The sequence below is a fragment of the uncultured Erythrobacter sp. genome, assembly GCF_947492365.1.
Taxonomy (GTDB): domain Bacteria; phylum Pseudomonadota; class Alphaproteobacteria; order Sphingomonadales; family Sphingomonadaceae; genus Erythrobacter.
In genome coordinates this window covers 2,181,903-2,198,657 of the sequence record NZ_CANLMB010000001.1, presented here as the reverse complement: position 1 = coordinate 2,198,657, position 16,755 = coordinate 2,181,903, and the positions used below count along the sequence as shown (strand labels likewise).

The following is a 16,755-nucleotide window of genomic DNA, read 5'->3' as shown; positions in this document are numbered from 1 at the left end:
TTGAGCCTGATTGCTTTGGGCTTGGCCTCATCTTGCAGCAGTCCGACGATAGAAGGGTCGCTTTCGCCCGAGGACCGGTTAGCTCGAATTCAGGCATGTAATGCCGCGTGGCGCGACGAGGGCTTCGATAAAGTGGGGGCAATCCAGGCGACGGGCCGGGTTGATCAACTCGCTTTCGAAGCTCTTGGGTCGGCGAAACAGAAGCGCATGGCCGAGATACTTGCGTGCCGAATAACGAGTGGCGAAGTCAGGCAACAACGCATTGAATTCCACGCCGATGGCCGAGTGCTCAAGGTTGTTACGGCCGCGAACAATATCGATTTTGCAGCAGAATAGCGCGCGGCATCTGCCTACTCCGCAGTCATCCCCAGCACCACAATCGCAATCAGCGTCGCATTGTGCATCATGTGAAGCGTGATCGCGCCCCAAAGGCCGATCTGCACCCGCACATATCCGGCCAGCGCGCCGAGGATAAACTGCGGCAGGACCAGCGGCAGCAGCCACGGCGACACCTCCTTGAAATTGCCGAGATGGATGAGCGCGAAGGCGGCGGTGGCGATCCAGAAGAACAGCGGGAACGCTCGTGCAAACCAGCCCATCACCGGCTTTCGGCGAAGCAGGATAAGCAGCGCCAAAGCGAGCGCGAAGCCGACCACCACAAAGGGCAAGCTGATCAGCGGTCTGCTGTCTCCGATAGCGACAAAAATGGCCGCACCAACAGCGAATGATAGCAGCGCGAAGACATGCCCCGGCTTTCCCGATAGCCAGCCGCGGAACACGATCTCCTCCAGAACTGGCGCGGCGATAATCGCGCCCAAGGCGATCAGGACTGTGATCTCCACACCGGCCAGAGCGGTCTCGGGCAGCTCGATCCCTGCTGCGGCCACTGCGCCCGCGGCCACCATCAGCACGCTCATCAGCACAATATCGAGCGCGTAGACCCTGAGCAGCATCGCGGAGGGCGCGCCACATGCGCCTGCATCCTCCAGCGTCGGCCGCGCCAGAAACGCGCCAACCCGCCGCCATTCGCCCCGCATCGTGGGCGCTGGCGCAATTGCTTTGCTGCTTGGATCAACCGGAGTGGTTACAGGACTTGTCGGCGCATCGTTCATAGGTCTAATGCGATGGCTGAAAATTTCCGATTTAGCCACCTCGAAACGCCACCACGATACAAAGGGCACTAAGACTTCCCATGGCAGGCCATTCCAAATTCAAGAACATCATGCACCGCAAGGGTGCGCAGGATAAAAAGCGCTCCAACCTGTTTTCCAAGCTCAGCCGCGAGATCACCGTTGCGGCCAAGATGGGCACGCCTGATCCCGACATGAACCCGCGCCTGCGGCTGGCGATCAACACGGCCAAGGGGCAGTCAATGCCCAAGGACAATATCCAGCGCGCAATCGACAAGGCGAACGCGGCCGATGGCGAGAATTACGAAGAGGTCCGCTACGAAGGCTATGGCCCCGGCGGCAGCGCGATCATCGTCGAAGCACTGACCGACAACCGCAACCGCACCGCCACCGCCGTGCGCACCGCCTTCAGCAAGAACGGCGGAAATCTGGGCACCGAAGGCTCGGTCGCGCATGGGTTCGAACGGCTCGGCTATATTGAATATGGTTCGGATGCCGGCGATGAAGAGGCCGTGCTTGAGGCCGCTCTGGAAGCAGGCGCAGAAGACATTGCGTCCTCCGCTGACGGCCACGAAATCTGGACCGCCGCCGAAGACCTGCACGCGGTCGCCGAAAGCCTCGAAAAGGCGCTGGGCGAGGCGAAAGAGGTCAAGCTCGCATGGAAGCCCAATCTGACCGTCGACATGGACGAGAAGGGCGCGGGCACTTTGCTCAAGCTGATCGACACGCTCGACGATGATGACGATGTGCAAACCGTTTGGGGCAATTACGAGATCAGCGACGAGATTATGGAGAAGCTCGAGGCTTGAGCGGGACAAGCCACAAGAACCGCTCGCCCTGAGCTTGTCGAAGGGCCGCCCTTCTCTATGGATGTTCGGATACGAAGAAGTGCGGTGCTTCGACAGGCTCAGCACGAGCGGGGAACTTTTCTGCGATGATCATCCTCGGCCTTGACCCTTCGCTCTCTTGCACCGGCTGGGGGTTGATCCGCGTCGACGGATCGCGGCTGTCGCATATTGCCAACGGGCAGATTCCGACCAGTCCCAAATCGCCCATGCCCGAGCGGCTGGCGCTGCTCTATAGTGCGATTGCCGAGGTGATCGCCCAGCACTCCCCCGACCGCGCGGCGTGCGAGGAGGTCTTCGTCAACGAGAACCCGCAATCCACGCTTAAGTTGGCTCAGGCACGCGGGAGCGTGCTCGCGGCTTGCGGCTCGGCGGGGCTAGTGGTGAACGAACACGCGGCGCGGCTGGTGAAGAAAGCGGTTGTCGGCACTGGCGGCGCGGACAAGAAACAGGTCGCCGCGATGGTCAAAGTGCTGATGCCTGGCATCGCAATTGAAGGCGCGGATGCCGCCGATGCACTGGCGGTTGCGATTGCCGATGCGCATTTGAAGCGAGGTTGAGGCGTCTAGTCGAAAGCCCCGATATCATCCTCCGCGAAGTGTGAAGATCGCAGCGCAATCGCTCCGCGGATACCCTGCACGGTGAGCAACAAGAGCAAGGCGTTGAAGATCAAGCCTAGCCCGATCTGGACCGAAGCAACCGCGATCAACAGGTTCAAGGCCATCAGAGCCGCTGCACCCATTCCGGCATAGATGCCTTTGCCCGCGCGCAGCCGGAAACCCGCCAGGAGGCAGACGGCGATCTGGAAGCCGAAAATTCCGAGCGCGGCAAGGCCTTCGGGTGTCCCGTAAGCGAACACGGCGCCGGTTACGAAAGCGCTGAAAGCGGTAAGCCCCGCATAGACAAAACACGCCAGCCCGCCTTGCGCAGCAGCGCTATCCGCGCCCATCCGCGTTTCCAGATCAATGTCCCAGAATGCCATTGTGCCCCCTTCGTTTTTGCCTACAGATGCGCAGGCGGCTTTGGGGTAAGTTAAAGCCGTTCAGGGCGTTCCAGCCAAGAGGAAATCAATGACTATCGACGTTTACGGCATCCCCAATTGCGACACGGTGAAGAAAGCGCGCGTGTGGCTTGATGCAAACGGGATCGACTACACGTTCCACGACTACAAGAAAGTCGGCGCGGATGCGGACAAGGTTGCCGCATGGATCGCGGATAAGGGCGTCGATGTGGTCCTGAACAAGCGCGGCACGACTTTCCGTAAGCTGACTGATGCGGAGAAGGCCGACGCGGCGGACCCGCAAAAGGCAGCCGCATTGCTGGTTCAGCACCCCTCCATGATCAAGCGGCCAGTGGCCGTGCACGCCTCAGGCATTCTGGTCGGTTTCAAGGAAGACGAATGGTCCGCAACTCTCTCATAATCCTCGCGCTGGCGGCCACCGCCTTTGCCGCTCCGGCAAGCGCCGATAGCCACGCCGAAGGAGCCTCTATGTCCGGTAGCACCCGCCCGCTCATCATCGCGCATCGCGGATCGTCGGGAGAGCGGCCCGAACACACGCTGGCGGCTTACGAATTGGCGATCGATCAGGGCGCGGATTACATCGAGCCCGATCTGGTCGTGACCAAGGATCTGGTGCTGGTCGCGCGGCATGAGAACGAGCTGTCGGGCACCACCGATGTCGCGAGCCGCGAAGAGTTCGAACATCTGCGCCGCGAAAAAACCATCGACGGTCGCCGCGTCGCAGGCTGGTTCGCCGAGGACTTTACTTTGGCCGAACTGCGCACGTTGAGAGCGCGCGAGCGGGTCGGGAACATCCGCCCGGCAAACACCGCCTTCAACGACCTATATCAAGTGCCGACCTTTGACGAAGTGGTCCGGCTTGTCCGCGCCAAGGAGGCGGAGACAGGACGCACAATCGGGCTCTATCCCGAGCTCAAGCACCCAACCTTCCTGCTCGAAGCGGAAGGGATCGACATGGTTGATCTCATCATCCGCGATCTGCGCCAACATGGACTGGACGGGGCCGATGCTCCGGCGATCATCCAGATTTTCGAAGTCACACCCTTGCAGCGGCTCAACCAGCGGATCGACACGCGGCTGGTCCTGCTGATCCATCCAGAAGGCGGGCCGTATGACGAACCGTCAATGCGCTGGGCGGATATGATCACGCCGACAGGGCTGGCCGAGATCGCCGAATATGCCGACGGAATCGGGCCGTGGCTCGGCTATACTTTGGACCCCGAAACGATGCAGACGACCTCGCTGGTTGCAGACGCGCATGAGGCAGGGCTGGTGGTCCACCCGTGGACCTTGCGCAAGGAAAACGGCTTCCTTCCCGCAAGCCTTCAGGCCGATGGCGGACCTGCGGCTGACGGGCAGTACAGGCGGCTCTGGAATGCGGCGATCGCAACCGGCGCGGACGGGTTCTTCACCGACAATGTGCGTGAATTTGTCGAGCTGGTCGAAGGCCGATAGAAGGCGCTGCTTACGCAATCTTCACCAGTTTCTGCCTAGCATTCCCCTTGAATTTCGAGGGGACACGTTATGAAATTCTGGACGGTTGTGCCGCTGGCAGCGTGCCTCGCAGGCTGCGGCAATATGCTCATCGGAGAGATCACTCCCGAAGTGCTGCCCGACTTGGCGGACGAGATGAACGAGCGCGGCACGCTTGAAATTGGCAAGGACTTTCCCGGCGTCACCATGCATGCGCGCGTCGACAGTGGCGACACTCTGGTTGTGATGATGGGCAATGTTCCGCTCGGCAACAGGACCTACGATCCCAATGCAGTTCGCCGCTTGCTGCGCTCGGAGGTTTGCAGCGATAGTAATTTGAGCGAGCTGATCTCGAACGGCGGCAAAGTCCGTCTCGAAATGACCAGCAATTTCGGCAAGGAACTGCCCGCGGTCCAGTTCGCGCGTTGCGGTTAGCGGCGACTAAGCCGCTTTGCGCGCGCTCAATATGTAGTTGATCGCTTCGTCGTCGGAGAGGTGCAGGCCCTTGCTGGGCCGCCACGCGATCCCGCGCCGCTCGATCACTTCCAGGCCGACGCTGGCGAGCAGTGCCTCCAGCTCCTCAGGCGTGACGAAATCCTCCCAGTGATGCGTGCCCTTGGGCACATATCCCACCGCCTCTGCCGCACCCACGAGCAGCAGGCGCGAGGCGGCGGTGCGGTTGGGGGTGGAGAGAACCAGCAAGCCATCATCTGCAAGCCGCGCGGCTACGTCAGCGAGGAAAGCGGCTTTGTCTGCGACATGCTCGACCACTTCGAGCGAGGTCACAAGGTCGAATGTGCCGATATCAAGCGCGGCAACTTCGCCTGCCATGTAGCGGATATCGAGGCCCGACTTTTCTGCATGGGCCGAGGCTGCGGCGACATTATCCGCCGCTGCATCAACGCCGGTCACATCCGCGCCCAGCCGCGCCAGAGGTTCACACACCAGACCCGCGCCGCAGCCAATGTCGAGCGCGCTCTTGCCTGCAAGCGGCTTTACCGAGCGATCATCGCCGCCGAAATGCGCATCGATGGCGTCACGGATAAACTCCAGCCGCACCGGATTGACCTCGTGCAGGCTCGCCATCTTGCCCTTGGTGTTCCACCAATCCTTCGCAAGCTCAGCGAAAAACTCGGCTTCTTCGGGGCGAATCGTCTGGGTGCTGGTCATCGTGGGATCGTTCATCGCAGTTTCGCGGGTTGAACCCAAGCCCCGCTAACACCCCCTAAATAACAAGCCCGCTTGTCTTGGCGCAGAGAGCGCCTTACCGCGCACAATGGAGCCTCTTGTTGGGTAGTGGAGGACGCATTGGCGCGCCCAAAACAAAGAATAGTGATGAAATTCGGCGGCACCTCGATGGCGGGGACCGAGCGCATTCGCCGCGTTGCCAATATCGTGCGCGCGCAGGCCGCGAAGAATGCCGAAGGCGTGGAAAGCGAAGTCGCGGTCGTCGTCAGCGCGATGGCGGGCGAGACCGACCGGCTGGTCAATTTCTGCCGCGAGGCCAATGCGCTTTACGATCCGGCCGAATATGATGTGGTGGTCGCGAGCGGCGAACAGGTCACCAGCGGGCTGCTCGCGCTCACGCTCCAGTCACTCGGCTGCAAAGCGCGCAGCTGGCTCGGCTGGCAGATGCCGGTGAAGACGGTCGAGGCGCATGCCAAGGCGCGCGTTGCGACCATCGATGCGCCTGAAATGATCGAAAGCATGGAAGGCGGCGAGATTGCCGTGGTGCCGGGCTTTCAGGGCATTTCCGATGATGGCCGTATCACCACGCTCGGCCGCGGCGGGTCGGACACGTCTGCGGTTGCGGTTGCGGCGGCGGTGAAGGCCGATCGCTGCGATATCTACACCGATGTTGACGGGGTCTACACAACCGACCCGCGCATCGTCGCCCGCGCGCGCAAGCTGAAAGCGGTGACTTACGAAGAAATGCTCGAACTCGCGAGTGTCGGGGCAAAGGTGCTCCAGACCCGCTCAGTCGGGCTTGCAATGAAAGAGGGGGTCCGGATCCAGGTCCTCTCCAGCTTTGTCGGCGATGACGCCGTCGCGGCAGACGAGCTTCCCGGGACATTGATCGTCTCGGATGAAGAAATGGACGAAATGGTGGAGAAGGGCCTGATGGAACGCCAGCTTGTAACCGGCATCGCGCATGACAAGAACGAGGCGAAAGTCATCCTCACCCGCGTGCCCGATAAACCCGGCGCGGTGGCGGATATCTTCACCCCGCTCGCCGAGGCCAGCATCAATGTCGATATGATCATTCAGAACGTTGGCCGCGACAAGGGCGAGACCGACGTGACCTTCACCGTGCCGCAGTCGGATCTTGCGCGTGCGCAGGCTCTGCTGGAGGACCGGCGCGAGGCAATCGGCTATAACCGCATCATCACCGACAGCCAGGTCGCCAAGATCAGCGTTGTCGGTGTGGGGATGAAGAGCCATGCCGGTGTCGCCAGCACGATGTTCCGCGCGCTGTCGGATCGCGGGATCAACATTCAGGCGATCTCGACCTCTGAAATCAAGGTCAGCGTGATGATCGACGAGGACGAGACGGAGCTGGCGGTGCGCGTGCTCCACACCGCTTACGGACTCGATGCGCCGGAATAACCAGCCCGTCTAACCAGCCAGCCTAACTCGGTTGACACCGCAGGGCGCGCGGTTTGTCGACATTAACCATTGCTGGTTGGAATCCCTTAAGAACAAACGGCGGATTTCGTGTGCTCCTTGCATATTGGAGTCGCATGAAATGGCGCTGAAAGCTCACCTGGACCCTCAAACGAAAGCCGCACCCGGCCTGATCGAAGGTCGCCGCCAGTCGCGCCGTGCGATGCGCCTCGAAACGAGCGGGGTTCTGCCCGGCGGGCTTGAGGCGAATGTCACGATCCATAACCTTTCGGCAGCAGGCCTGCTGATCCAAACCGGCCTGTCGCTGAGCGTGGGTGAGGTGCTGTCGGTTGACCTGCCTGATCTCGGCCCGGTCGGTGCTGAGATCGTGTGGCAGAGCGGAGAGCTGTTCGGCTGCGCATTCCAGCAGGCGCTGGGCGAGGCTGCTCTGGCAGCGGCAGAGCTGCGCAGCGCCAGCGGAGTCGAGGTCGCACCGCCAGCTCCCTCGCAATCCGCTGGGCCGGCAATAGGAGATTCCTTCGGCATGCGGCTCAATCGCCTGCGCCGCGAACGCAGCCTCACTCTGGCGCAGGTCGCAAACGCGCTGGGCGTGAGCAAGCCGACTGTGTGGGCATGGGAAAAGGGCAAGGCCCGCCCGCTGCCCGAACGCATTGCCGCGATTGCCGCTGTGCTGGGTGTAAGCGAGGGAGACCTGAGCGAGGCCCATGCCGGTGCAGCGAGTTCGGCACTGGTCGACGAATGCCGCCTGCGCATTGCCTCTCAATACGGAACGGATCCTGGTAATGTCCGTATCATGGTGGAGCTCTGATCGTATTACATACCGGTAAACCCGTATAAACACGATGGAAAGACCTAGAATTATGGTAAACGGATTAAGAATTGATTCGTTTTTTAGTCAGGTAAGTTTACTTAGATAACTTAATTAGAGAAAATGCATAGGAACTTCGTGTTTTACGCAGTATCTTTACTCTAGCAGTTAGCTAATACCGAGATTGACCAGAAAACGGCTTGACTCAATGTTCGTCAGCAAGCCGGGGGCAATCGGCATGAAAATAGACTTCAGCAATGCAGAGGGGCGCGTGTTGCACGGCCTTATCGAGGATGCGGCAGGCGATATCGTCGTGCGGCTGGATAGTGCGGGGTTCATCGTGCACGCCTCGGCCAACGCCTCGCAGCTGGGCATTGATCTGTCGTCGTTACTGCTGATGCCGCATATCTCCGACTTTGCCGATCCCGATCACACCGCCGATCTGGTGCGCTATGTCACTCAGGTTTTGAGCGGCGGCGTCAGCCATGGATGGATCGAATTTCCTGTCTGTAAGTCAGCCGCGCCCGAAGAGGAGAGGGCGGATAACGAATTTGCAGAGCCGCGCTGGTACGCCTTTAGCCTGCGCCTCATCGACGATGATGACGGAGTTCCGCAAGGCGCGCTCGGCCTGCTGCGTTCGGTCCAGCAAAAGCACTCGCTCGAAGGCGAGATCAGCGCCCGCGCTCTAACCGACCCGCTCACCGGACTTGCCAATCGCCATGCCTTCTGCGCCGATCTTCGCTGCGCGATTGCGGGGGAGGGCGAGCACACTATGGCGGTGCTGGCGGTGGACCGGATGCGCGCGATCTTCATGCAATATGGCCAGCGCACCGCGGATGAAATCCAGTGGGGCTTTGCCAAATATCTGGAGAGCATGGTCCTGCCCGGGCACACGCTAGCGCAGATCGATAGCGAGCGTTTCGGCGTTCTGCTGAGAGGCATGAACACCGCACAGGCACGCGGATGGGCCGGAGATACGCTGCGGACGTTTGCCGGGCTCGCGGGATCGTCCTCCAGCCGCACCCCTGAACTGTCGGCCAGCGCAGGCCTTGCGCGGGCCGAGATGAATGTCGACTGGACCCTGCGTCAGGCAGAGTTGGGCCTGGTGATGGCGCGTGCAGGCGGAGGCATGCGGGTGAGCGTTTGCGCCCAATCGCCCAGCGGTGATGCAGGCGTGCTGGCGAAAAGCGACGAGATCGAACGCGCGATCGATGCCGCCGTCTCCCGCGCCGAACAACGCCGCGCCTGACTGAAAGCCTGCACACAGCGCATTGCCTATCGCGTCAGAGGCTCGTAATCGCCTGTGACTATGACAGACTTTTCCAAAACCAAGGCGCTGATGCAGCGCGGAACCGATTTTCTGGGCTGCGAACATGCGATCCTGTGCGGCGCGATGAGCTGGGTGTCGGAGCGCAATCTCGTCTCCGCCATCTCCAATGCAGGCGGCTTTGGCGTGATCGCATGCGGCGCGATGACGCCCGAACTGCTCGACACCGAAATTGCCGAGACGCGCGCGCGCACGGACAAGCCCTTTGGCGTCAACCTGATCACCATGCACCCGATGCTGTTCGATCTGATCGCGGTCTGCAAGAAGCACTCGGTAAGCCATGTCGTGCTCGCAGGCGGTATCCCGCCCAAGGGCAGCGTTGAAGCGATCAAGGAGTTTGGTGCGAAGGTTATCGTCTTTGCCCCAACGCTGGCGCTGGCGAAAAAGCTGCTGCGTTCGGGCGGTGATGCTCTGGTGATCGAGGGGATGGAAGCGGGCGGCCATATCGGCCCTGTTGCGACCAGCGTGCTGGCGCAGGAATTCCTCCCCGCTCTGGCCGAGGATCATGTGGTGTTCGTCGCAGGCGGGATCGGCCGCGGCGAGGCCATTGCAGGCTATCTGGAAATGGGCGCGTGCGGCGTGCAGCTGGGCACGCGGTTCGCCTGCGCTAGCGAGAGCATCGCGCATCCAGACTTCAAGAAAGCGTTCTTCCGCGCCAAGGCCCGCGATGCGGAAACCAGCGTGCAGGTTGACCCGCGCCTGCCGGTGATCCCGGTGCGCGCGCTCAAGAACAAGGGCACCGAGGAGTTCACCCGCAAACAGATCGAAGTCGCAAAACTGCTCGATGCAGGCGAGGTCGATATGGGCGAGGCGCAATTGCAGATCGAGCATTTCTGGGCCGGAGCCTTGCGCCGCGCGGTGATCGACGGCGATGTCGAAGGCGGCTCGCTGATGGCAGGGCAAAGCGTGGGCATGGTGACGGCAGAAGAGCCGGTTGCCGATATCGTCGCGCAGCTGATGCGCGAATGTGAAGACGCTCTCAGCCGGAGATAGGGCGATGATCCGCCCCCTGATCGCCGCGCTTGCGCTGGTAGCTTCCACCGGAACATCGGCGCATAATTTCTGGCTTCAGCCTGAAAATCATACGCCCGATGCAGGCGAGGACGTGCTGATCGAGTTCAAGATTGGCGATGCCGGTGCGGCTGCCAATGATTGGGGGCTGTATTGGGAGCGGATTGCCGCGTTCCGCCTGCACGGCCCCGATGGCGCGAGCGATCAGCAATCTGCCGTTCGAACGACGCAGGCTGGCGTGACCGGTAGCGCGCAACTCAGCGTGGCGCGCCCGGGCAGCTATGTGCTGGCCTTTGAAAGCAATCCCAGCCGCTCCGACCTCGAAGCCGAACGGTTCAATCGCTACATCGAGAATGAAGGCCTGACCGCCATCGCCGCGCACCGCGCCGCAACTGGAAGCGGTGATGCGAACGGCACTGAGTTATATGCGCGGCGCGCCAAGACTTTGCTGCAAGTGGGCGATGTGATCACCGCCAACGTCACCAGACCCATCGGGCAAACGCTGGAAATAGTGCCGCTGCAAAACCCCTTTGCTTTGGGCGAAGGAGACGCGCTCGACCTGCAAGTGTTTTGGCGCGGCTCACCGCTTGACGGCGCAACTCTTTCTATCGCGCCGCTTGATGGAACAGGCGGGGTGGAAACCGCGATGACCAGCGCCGACGGTGTTGTGAGGGTTGGCGCTCCGGGTAAGACGGCCATGCTCTACACGGTGACATGGGGCGTCCTTGCACCCAATGAAAGCCGCGCAGACTATCTCACGATCTTTGCCAGCCTGACTGTCGCGAACCCGCGATCGGCCGAGGGCACAGAAGCGCCGTGATTGTCGAACGTCTCGACCATGTGAACATTATCACCGACCGGCTGGGTGAGACAGCGCGTTTCTATGCCGAACTGCTCGATCTGGAGGAGCACGACGGTCCGCCGCCGATGCGGCCTGATCAGGTCCGCTGGATGTATGACGGCGCGGGGCAGGCGATTCTGCATCTAAACTCGGTGGATTGCCCGCGCGCTTATGACCGCGCGGTTGATCCGGGCGCGGAGACCGGAGCGATCCATCACGTCGCTTTGCGCTGCTCGGATTTCGAGCGGGTGAGAGCACGTCTAGATCAGTCCGGCGGCAGTTACACGGTGAACGAGGTGCCTGCGGCAGGCCTCCGCCAGATATTCACCGCCGACCCCAACAATGTGCTGTTGGAGCTGAACTTCTTCACAGAAGCGGGCTGACGCTACAGGCGAGGGGGTGGGCGGCTACTCGCCGCCCTCTATCGCCTTGTCCTCATTGGCGCGGTGGATCACGTAGCCGCGCACGGCCTCGATTTCTTCGCGCGAGAGCGAGTCGGCAAAGTTGACCATGCCGTTATCCTTAAGAATGCCGTCATTCACCACAGCCGACCACGCGCCTGCATTGCCGAGCGTGCCTGACCGGCGAAGGTCGGGAAGGACGGTGGAACCCACCGCTCCCGGACCGTGGCATACGGCGCAGTAACGCGCATATTTGGTGCCGCCCAACGCGATCGTGTCGGCGCTCGCGCGGCTAGGCGGAGGGTCGAGCGGGATTGCGGTGAGCTCGCGCTCGGCAGGCAGTTCTTCGCCGCCGCCCAGCTTGAACACCAGCAGACGCGAGACATTGCGCACCGGCCCCTGATGATCGACCAGCGCGCCGTCGGCGGTGATCGCATAGGCGCCGCCCCAGCCGGCCAGCACCGCGACATATTGCTCGCCATTTACGGTGTAGGTGATCGGCGGAGCAACGATGCCGGTCTGCGCGGCGAAGCTCCACAGCTTCTCTCCGTCAGCGGCATTGTAAGCGGCGAACTCGCTGCCCGAATTGCCCTGGAACACCAGACCGCCGCCGGTTGTGAGCAAGCCGCCATTCCACGGTCCGGCAAATTCGACCGTCCAGCGCGCTTCCTGCGCGACCGGATCCCATGCCATCAGCTTGCCTTTGACGGTGCCGTAAACCTCGCGGCGAAAGCCCATATCGGCGGGCAGATCGCCCGCACCGAGGTTGAAGCCCACGTTGAAGCCGCGCGCTGTGTCAGGCTTCCAATCGGCTTCGGGTTCGTAAACCATCGCGGCTTCGAATGCGGGGATGTAAACGAGGCCTTCGCCCGGGTGGAACGCCATCGGGTGCCAGTTGTGACCCCCCAGCGGCCCCGGCATCACCAGCGCAGGCTCACCCGTCTCGTCAATCCGCGTTTCGGGGTTGAAGATCGGACGGCCATTCTCATCCATCCCCGTCGCCCAGTTTTGCGGGATGTAATCCTCCGCACTGATGAACTCGCCGGTTTCGCGGTCGAGCACATAGAAGAACCCGTTCTTGGGCGCCTGCATCAGAACCGCGCGCTCTTCCCCGCCGATTTCCATATCGGCAAGGATGATGTGCTGGGTCGCGGTGTAGTCCCACGTCTCGCCCGGAGTGGTCTGGTAGTGCCAGACATATTCGCCCGTATCGGGCCGGATCGCGACGATCGAGGAAAGATAGAGATTGTCGCCCTCGCCCGTCCCGTCTTCCCCCGGAGAGCGATAGGCGCGGTTCCATGGCGCGCCATTGCCGACGCCGAAATAGAGCAGGTTCAGCTCCGGATCGTAAGCCATCGAATCCCACACCGTGCCGCCGCCGCCGATTGCATCGGAGCTGCGCAGGACTTCGGTGTTCCATGTCTCGGCTGCGTCTTGCAGATATTGCGGGCTTTCGCCGCCTTCATTGCCGTCGGGCACGGTGTAGAAGCGCCATAGCTCCTCGCCATTGGCCGCGTCATAGGCGGCGATATAGCCGCGCACGCCGAACTCCGCGCCGCCATTGCCGATGATGACCTTGCCGTCGATCACGCGCGGAGCGCCGGTGACGGTGTAGGCTTGCTCGGGATCGGTGGTCTGCGCCTCCCATTGAACTGCGCCGCTATTGCGGTCGAGCGAGACCAGCCGCCCGTCCAGCGTGCCGAGGAACAGGCTCTCCCCCCATGCCGCCAGCCCGCGATTGACCACGTCGCAGCAGGCCTTCACGCCGGTTTCGCCGGGCACCTCAGGGTCGTAATCCCACAAAGGCTCGCCTGTGGCTGCGTCAAAGGCCTTCACCTTGCTCCACGCGGTGGTGAGGTAGAGCTTGCCATCCATCACCAGCGGGGTCGCTTCCTGACCGCGCGCTGTGTCCATATCGGCAAACCATGCAAGGCCCAGATCGCCGACATTCTGAGTGTTGACCTGATCGAGCGGGCTGAAGCGCTGTTCGTCATAAGTGCGCCCGTGGGTGATCCAGTTGGCGTGGTCTTCGCCCGCACCCTCAAGCATCGCCTGCGTCACGCCATCGCCCAGAAACTCGCCCTGCATCGCTTCGTTGCAGGCTGCCGCCCCCAATGCGCCAAGCACCAGCAAAGGTGCCGCCCAGATCGCCTTGTTCATGAAACTCTCTCCTCGCCTGCCGTTGTGCCCAGCCAGCGCGCGCTTGTCTATCGGTAAGCGCGCTCGCCCCTGATGAGGCCATGCAGCCGGTTGGAGTGGACTTGAGCCTAGGTTGCGCTAATCTGCGCCCAACTCAGGGGTAAGAGGGACGCTTGAATATGGTTTACTGGTTTCTGGTCGCGATGGTCCTTTTGGTCATCGTCTTTCTCGTCATGGGCGTGCAGATCGTGCGTCAGGGTTATGTCTACACGCTTGAGCGGCTGGGCAAGTATCACAAGGCCGCCGATCCCGGCTTCCACCTGCTGATCCCCTTCTTCGACCGCGTGGGTCAGAAGGTGAATATGATGGAGCAGGTGCTCGATATTCCGGGGCAGGAGATCATCACCGCCGACAACGCCATGGTCGGCACCGATGCGGTGGTGTTCTTTCAGGTCCTCGATGCGGGCAAGGCTGCTTATGAGGTGTCCAATCTCTACAACGCGATCATGGCGCTCACCACAACGAACCTTCGTACCGTTATGGGTTCGATGGACCTCGATGAGACGCTGTCGAAGCGCGACGAGATCAATGCCCGCCTGTTGTCGGTGGTCGATCACGCGACCTCGCCCTGGGGGGTCAAGATCACCCGCGTGGAAATCAAGGATATCCGCCCGCCGGTCGATATTTCCGAGGCGATGGCTCGCCAGATGAAGGCAGAGCGTCTGAAGCGCGCCGAAATCCTCGAAGCCGAAGGCGACCGGGCCTCTTCCATCCTGCGCGCAGAAGGCGAAAAGCAATCCGCGATCCTCGAAGCAGAAGGCCGCCGCGAAGCCGCTTTCCGCGATGCAGAAGCACGCGAACGCGAAGCCGAAGCAGAAGGCAAGGCGACCGAAATGGTGTCTGCGGCAATCGCCGAAAGCGGCAGTCAGGCGATCAATTACTTCGTCGCGCAGGAATACACCAAGGCAGTGGCCAAGTTCGCTGACAGTCCCAATGCCAAGACGATCCTGTTCCCGGTCGAGGCAACCCAGCTGATCGGTACGCTCGGCGGAATTGGCGAGTTGGCCCGCGAAGCGCTGGGTGACGGGTCCAGCGGTGGCTCAGGCGGCGGTTCGGGCGGCGGCTCAGGCGGCGGTTCGGGCGGCGGTGCTCCTCGCCGTGGCCCCGCGGTCCAGCGCCCCAGTGTCCCTTCTAGTGGAGGCAAGTAATGGACTGGCTGGCGACCATCGAGGATCCCTATCTCTGGCTCGCGCTCGGCCTGCTGCTGGCTGCGGCAGAGATCCTTGTGCCGGGGATGTTTCTGATCTGGCTCGCAGGCGCTGCGCTGATGACCGGAGCGCTCGCTTGGGCGCTTCCCATCGGACTACCCTTGCAGGTGCTGGTCTTTGCCGTGCTGTCGATCCTGATGGTCTTTGCAGGCCGGCGTTATATCCGTGAAAACCCGGTCGAAGAGGCCGATCCCAAGATGAACAAGCGCGGGATGCGGATGGTTGGCGAGCAGGCCGTGGTGGTGCAAGCGATCTCCGGCGGGACTGGCCGCGTGAAGCATGGCGACAGCGAATGGCTGGCGCGCGGACCGGATACGGCTGAAGGCGCAAGCGTGCGGATCACCGGCAGCGACGGTGCGGTGCTGATCGTCGAAGCGGTGTGAAGAGTAAAGGAATGCGGGTCTATGTGTGATGAGGCAAAGCTCAAGGACTGGGCCAGCAGCATAAGCCGTCGCGATTTCGGTGTGCTTGCGGGCGGCGCGGCCATGGTTGCAGCCTGCTCCGGTCCCGACGATGTCATGTCTGGCCCGATGGTTGATGAAGACGGAAAGCCACTTTTCGGGGCCTCTTATCATGCGATCGAGACGTCTGAGGGATCAATCGACGCGGTGCTGGTCGCCCCCGTGCAGGGCAAGCATCCCGGCGTGATTTTCTGGCCCGACATCGCTTCGATCCGCGACAGCAAAATCGCAATGGCGCACCGGCTCGCCAGCGAAGGCTACGCGGTTCTTATCATGAACCCCTATTACCGCGACGTTCCAAAGAATCAGTTTGCCGACTTCGCGGAGTTCATCGAAGCCGACGGCTTCTCCAAGGTCCGCCCGTGGCGCGAGAAGCTCACCGCCGATGCGATTGGCCGCGATGCGGCGGCAGCAGTGCGGTGGCTAGATGCGCAGGAAAGCGTCGACACGTCGCGCGGGATCGGCACTCAGGGATATTGCATGGGCGGTCCGTTCACCGTCTGGAGCGCGGCTTCGGTGCCGGACAGGATCAAGGCCGCTGCGAGCTTCCACGGGGGAGGGCTGGTGCGCGCAGACGACCCGCTTAGCCCGCACCGCACGCTCGACCGCGCTGAGGCGGCCTTCCTGATCGCCGTGGCGCAGGATGACGACGCGCAGGCTCCGCAAGTGAAAGACGACTTCGCTGCCGCCGCCGAAGAGGCCGGACGCTCCGCCAAGGTGGAGGTCTATGCCGGAGATCACGGCTGGACCGTGCCCGACAGCCCCGCCTATGCCGAACCCGCAGCCGAGCAGGCCTATGCCGATTTGCTGGAGCTTTATTCGGGCAATTTGTGAGTGGGTTCCGGTGCCTTGTCCGGGCAGCGGCGAATTCTTACATGGGGCAGATGACAAGCCACAAAACCGTATTAGTTTCGAGTATCTTGCTAGGTATAGGAGGAGCCCTTGTCAGTGGCTTCCTCCCGGCAGCATTCCCTGAACATGAGCAGATTGGGCTTTGGGGAGGCGTTGCTCTTCTCGCACTCGGCGCACTTGGCACGTTGTGGGCTGTATTTATGAAGGAGGCATCCCCGATGAAAGATGAAACTGATGAGCTTTCCGTAGGCCTCGACATCGAGAATAGTGATGGCGGCGTCGGATTTGACGTGCAGAATTCCGAAGGTGTTGGAGCTGAAGTTGTGGTGAAAGCTCCACCGGGTCAAAGCGTTGTAGGAACCCGTGTGGTCCAGACTGGCCCAGGAACTGGAATGCGAGTTGTGCAGAATGGGCCGGGCGTGGGCTTCCGTTCCGAAGTCACCATTGGCGGAACCGGAAATAAGAAGGGCATGCCCGACTCGTAGGCCTGCGGTTTTCGCGGGCGCCGGGCGCTGCGCTATTTTCCGACAGGCGGGCGGGCGCGTATGGTGCG

Annotated in this window: 20 protein-coding genes; 16 read left to right on the top strand and 4 right to left on the bottom strand. The window is 61.9% G+C overall.

Annotated features, from left to right (window positions below; translation table 11 throughout):
• Nucleotides 1-336 carry a hypothetical protein gene (locus Q0887_RS10520; RefSeq protein ID WP_299194763.1) on the top strand — a complete coding sequence of 112 codons (336 nt, stop codon included), beginning with the start codon at nucleotides 1-3 and terminating at the stop codon, nucleotides 334-336.
• Between the two features lie 14 nt (nucleotides 337-350).
• Here Q0887_RS10520 and Q0887_RS10515 read toward each other — a convergent pair whose 3' ends face one another.
• Complete coding sequence (locus Q0887_RS10515; protein WP_299194760.1) at nucleotides 351-1,112, bottom strand: CPBP family glutamic-type intramembrane protease; 762 nt, start codon at nucleotides 1,110-1,112, stop codon at nucleotides 351-353.
• Nucleotides 1,113-1,192: 80 nt separating this feature from the next.
• Here Q0887_RS10515 and Q0887_RS10510 point away from each other — a divergent pair, with 80 nt between their 5' ends.
• The gene (locus Q0887_RS10510; RefSeq protein ID WP_299194757.1) at nucleotides 1,193-1,939 is read left to right on the top strand and encodes a YebC/PmpR family DNA-binding transcriptional regulator; all 747 of its coding nucleotides are present in this window, start codon (nucleotides 1,193-1,195) and stop codon (nucleotides 1,937-1,939) included.
• 125 nt (nucleotides 1,940-2,064) lie between these two features.
• The gene (ruvC, locus tag Q0887_RS10505) at nucleotides 2,065-2,535 is read left to right on the top strand and encodes a crossover junction endodeoxyribonuclease RuvC (protein WP_299194754.1); all 471 of its coding nucleotides are present in this window, start codon (nucleotides 2,065-2,067) and stop codon (nucleotides 2,533-2,535) included.
• Between the two features lie 5 nt (nucleotides 2,536-2,540).
• Here ruvC and Q0887_RS10500 read toward each other — a convergent pair whose 3' ends face one another.
• On the bottom strand, nucleotides 2,541-2,957 hold the full coding sequence (locus Q0887_RS10500; RefSeq protein ID WP_299194751.1) for a hypothetical protein: 417 nt from the start codon (nucleotides 2,955-2,957) through the stop codon (nucleotides 2,541-2,543).
• An 88-nt stretch (nucleotides 2,958-3,045) separates the two neighbouring features.
• Between Q0887_RS10500 and Q0887_RS10495 the strand changes: the two genes are divergently transcribed.
• The 3 genes from Q0887_RS10495 to Q0887_RS10485 all read left to right on the top strand — a co-directional run bounded on the left by Q0887_RS10495 (nucleotide 3,046) and on the right by Q0887_RS10485 (nucleotide 4,904).
• Nucleotides 3,046-3,396 carry an arsenate reductase gene (locus Q0887_RS10495; RefSeq protein ID WP_299194748.1) on the top strand — a complete coding sequence of 117 codons (351 nt, stop codon included), beginning with the start codon at nucleotides 3,046-3,048 and terminating at the stop codon, nucleotides 3,394-3,396.
• A gap of 68 nt (nucleotides 3,397-3,464) precedes the next feature.
• On the top strand, nucleotides 3,465-4,451 hold the full coding sequence (locus Q0887_RS10490; protein ID WP_299195320.1) for a glycerophosphodiester phosphodiesterase family protein: 987 nt from the start codon (nucleotides 3,465-3,467) through the stop codon (nucleotides 4,449-4,451).
• 69 nt (nucleotides 4,452-4,520) lie between these two features.
• On the top strand, nucleotides 4,521-4,904 hold the full coding sequence (locus Q0887_RS10485) for a hypothetical protein (protein ID WP_299194745.1): 384 nt from the start codon (nucleotides 4,521-4,523) through the stop codon (nucleotides 4,902-4,904).
• Between the two features lie 6 nt (nucleotides 4,905-4,910).
• On the opposite strand, the gene ubiG is transcribed toward Q0887_RS10485, so the two are convergent.
• Nucleotides 4,911-5,654: a bifunctional 2-polyprenyl-6-hydroxyphenol methylase/3-demethylubiquinol 3-O-methyltransferase UbiG gene (gene ubiG / locus Q0887_RS10480; RefSeq protein WP_299194742.1), complete on the bottom strand. Its 744-nt coding sequence runs from the start codon at nucleotides 5,652-5,654 to the stop codon at nucleotides 4,911-4,913.
• Nucleotides 5,655-5,804: 150 nt separating this feature from the next.
• On the opposite strand from ubiG, the gene Q0887_RS10475 reads away from it, so the two are divergent.
• The 6 genes from Q0887_RS10475 to Q0887_RS10450 all read left to right on the top strand — a co-directional run bounded on the left by Q0887_RS10475 (nucleotide 5,805) and on the right by Q0887_RS10450 (nucleotide 11,464).
• Nucleotides 5,805-7,076, top strand: coding sequence for an aspartate kinase (locus tag Q0887_RS10475; RefSeq protein WP_299194739.1), 1,272 nt, complete (start codon nucleotides 5,805-5,807; stop codon nucleotides 7,074-7,076).
• A gap of 139 nt (nucleotides 7,077-7,215) precedes the next feature.
• Nucleotides 7,216-7,902 (top strand): helix-turn-helix domain-containing protein, encoded by a 687-nt coding sequence (locus Q0887_RS10470; RefSeq protein WP_299194736.1) that lies wholly within the window; start codon nucleotides 7,216-7,218, stop codon nucleotides 7,900-7,902.
• Between the two features lie 238 nt (nucleotides 7,903-8,140).
• Nucleotides 8,141-9,151, top strand: a complete 1,011-nt coding sequence (locus Q0887_RS10465) for a sensor domain-containing diguanylate cyclase (protein WP_299194733.1) — start codon at nucleotides 8,141-8,143, stop codon at nucleotides 9,149-9,151.
• A 60-nt stretch (nucleotides 9,152-9,211) separates the two neighbouring features.
• Nucleotides 9,212-10,222 carry a nitronate monooxygenase gene (locus tag Q0887_RS10460; protein WP_299194730.1) on the top strand — a complete coding sequence of 337 codons (1,011 nt, stop codon included), beginning with the start codon at nucleotides 9,212-9,214 and terminating at the stop codon, nucleotides 10,220-10,222.
• Nucleotides 10,223-10,226: 4 nt separating this feature from the next.
• A complete protein-coding gene (locus Q0887_RS10455) occupies nucleotides 10,227-11,060 on the top strand; it encodes a DUF4198 domain-containing protein (RefSeq protein WP_299194727.1) in 834 nt (277 codons plus the stop codon).
• Nucleotides 11,057-11,464 carry a VOC family protein gene (locus tag Q0887_RS10450; RefSeq protein ID WP_299194724.1) on the top strand — a complete coding sequence of 136 codons (408 nt, stop codon included), beginning with the start codon at nucleotides 11,057-11,059 and terminating at the stop codon, nucleotides 11,462-11,464. Before Q0887_RS10455 ends, Q0887_RS10450 begins: the two co-directional genes overlap by 4 nt.
• Nucleotides 11,465-11,488: 24 nt before the next feature.
• Here Q0887_RS10450 and Q0887_RS10445 read toward each other — a convergent pair whose 3' ends face one another.
• On the bottom strand, nucleotides 11,489-13,642 hold the full coding sequence (locus tag Q0887_RS10445) for a PQQ-dependent dehydrogenase, methanol/ethanol family (RefSeq protein WP_299194721.1): 2,154 nt from the start codon (nucleotides 13,640-13,642) through the stop codon (nucleotides 11,489-11,491).
• Between the two features lie 158 nt (nucleotides 13,643-13,800).
• Between Q0887_RS10445 and Q0887_RS10440 the strand changes: the two genes are divergently transcribed.
• The 4 genes from Q0887_RS10440 (at nucleotide 13,801) to Q0887_RS10425 (ending at nucleotide 16,687) form a co-directional block, all read left to right on the top strand.
• A complete protein-coding gene (locus tag Q0887_RS10440; RefSeq protein ID WP_299194718.1) occupies nucleotides 13,801-14,829 on the top strand; it encodes an SPFH domain-containing protein in 1,029 nt (342 codons plus the stop codon).
• Nucleotides 14,829-15,272, top strand: a complete 444-nt coding sequence (locus Q0887_RS10435) for an NfeD family protein (RefSeq protein WP_299194716.1) — start codon at nucleotides 14,829-14,831, stop codon at nucleotides 15,270-15,272. The genes Q0887_RS10440 and Q0887_RS10435 overlap by 1 nt, the downstream gene beginning before the upstream one ends.
• Before the next feature lie 21 nt (nucleotides 15,273-15,293).
• Entirely contained in the window at nucleotides 15,294-16,184 is an 891-nt protein-coding gene (locus tag Q0887_RS10430; RefSeq protein WP_299194713.1) for a dienelactone hydrolase family protein, read from the top strand.
• 236 nt (nucleotides 16,185-16,420) lie between these two features.
• Nucleotides 16,421-16,687 carry a hypothetical protein gene (locus Q0887_RS10425; RefSeq protein ID WP_299194710.1) on the top strand — a complete coding sequence of 89 codons (267 nt, stop codon included), beginning with the start codon at nucleotides 16,421-16,423 and terminating at the stop codon, nucleotides 16,685-16,687.
• The last annotated feature ends 68 nt before the right edge of the window (nucleotides 16,688-16,755 follow it).

Coding starts and splice junctions, on each gene's coding strand:
- Q0887_RS10475 (WP_299194739.1), top strand. CDS start 5,805: ATGAAATTCGGCGGCACCTCGATGGCGGGGACCGAGCGCATTCGCCGC.
- ubiG (WP_299194742.1), bottom strand. CDS start 5,654: ATGAACGATCCCACGATGACCAGCACCCAGACGATTCGCCCCGAAGAA.
- Q0887_RS10425 (WP_299194710.1), top strand. CDS start 16,421: ATGAAAGATGAAACTGATGAGCTTTCCGTAGGCCTCGACATCGAGAAT.
- Q0887_RS10460 (WP_299194730.1), top strand. CDS start 9,212: ATGACAGACTTTTCCAAAACCAAGGCGCTGATGCAGCGCGGAACCGAT.
- Q0887_RS10455 (WP_299194727.1), top strand. CDS start 10,227: ATGATCCGCCCCCTGATCGCCGCGCTTGCGCTGGTAGCTTCCACCGGA.
- Q0887_RS10510 (WP_299194757.1), top strand. CDS start 1,193: ATGGCAGGCCATTCCAAATTCAAGAACATCATGCACCGCAAGGGTGCG.
- Q0887_RS10430 (WP_299194713.1), top strand. CDS start 15,294: ATGTGTGATGAGGCAAAGCTCAAGGACTGGGCCAGCAGCATAAGCCGT.
- Q0887_RS10485 (WP_299194745.1), top strand. CDS start 4,521: ATGAAATTCTGGACGGTTGTGCCGCTGGCAGCGTGCCTCGCAGGCTGC.
- ruvC (WP_299194754.1), top strand. CDS start 2,065: ATGATCATCCTCGGCCTTGACCCTTCGCTCTCTTGCACCGGCTGGGGG.
- Q0887_RS10435 (WP_299194716.1), top strand. CDS start 14,829: ATGGACTGGCTGGCGACCATCGAGGATCCCTATCTCTGGCTCGCGCTC.
- Q0887_RS10465 (WP_299194733.1), top strand. CDS start 8,141: ATGAAAATAGACTTCAGCAATGCAGAGGGGCGCGTGTTGCACGGCCTT.
- Q0887_RS10490 (WP_299195320.1), top strand. CDS start 3,465: ATGTCCGGTAGCACCCGCCCGCTCATCATCGCGCATCGCGGATCGTCG.
- Q0887_RS10515 (WP_299194760.1), bottom strand. CDS start 1,112: ATGAACGATGCGCCGACAAGTCCTGTAACCACTCCGGTTGATCCAAGC.
- Q0887_RS10440 (WP_299194718.1), top strand. CDS start 13,801: ATGGTTTACTGGTTTCTGGTCGCGATGGTCCTTTTGGTCATCGTCTTT.
- Q0887_RS10470 (WP_299194736.1), top strand. CDS start 7,216: ATGGCGCTGAAAGCTCACCTGGACCCTCAAACGAAAGCCGCACCCGGC.
- Q0887_RS10495 (WP_299194748.1), top strand. CDS start 3,046: ATGACTATCGACGTTTACGGCATCCCCAATTGCGACACGGTGAAGAAA.
- Q0887_RS10445 (WP_299194721.1), bottom strand. CDS start 13,642: ATGAACAAGGCGATCTGGGCGGCACCTTTGCTGGTGCTTGGCGCATTG.
- Q0887_RS10500 (WP_299194751.1), bottom strand. CDS start 2,957: ATGGCATTCTGGGACATTGATCTGGAAACGCGGATGGGCGCGGATAGC.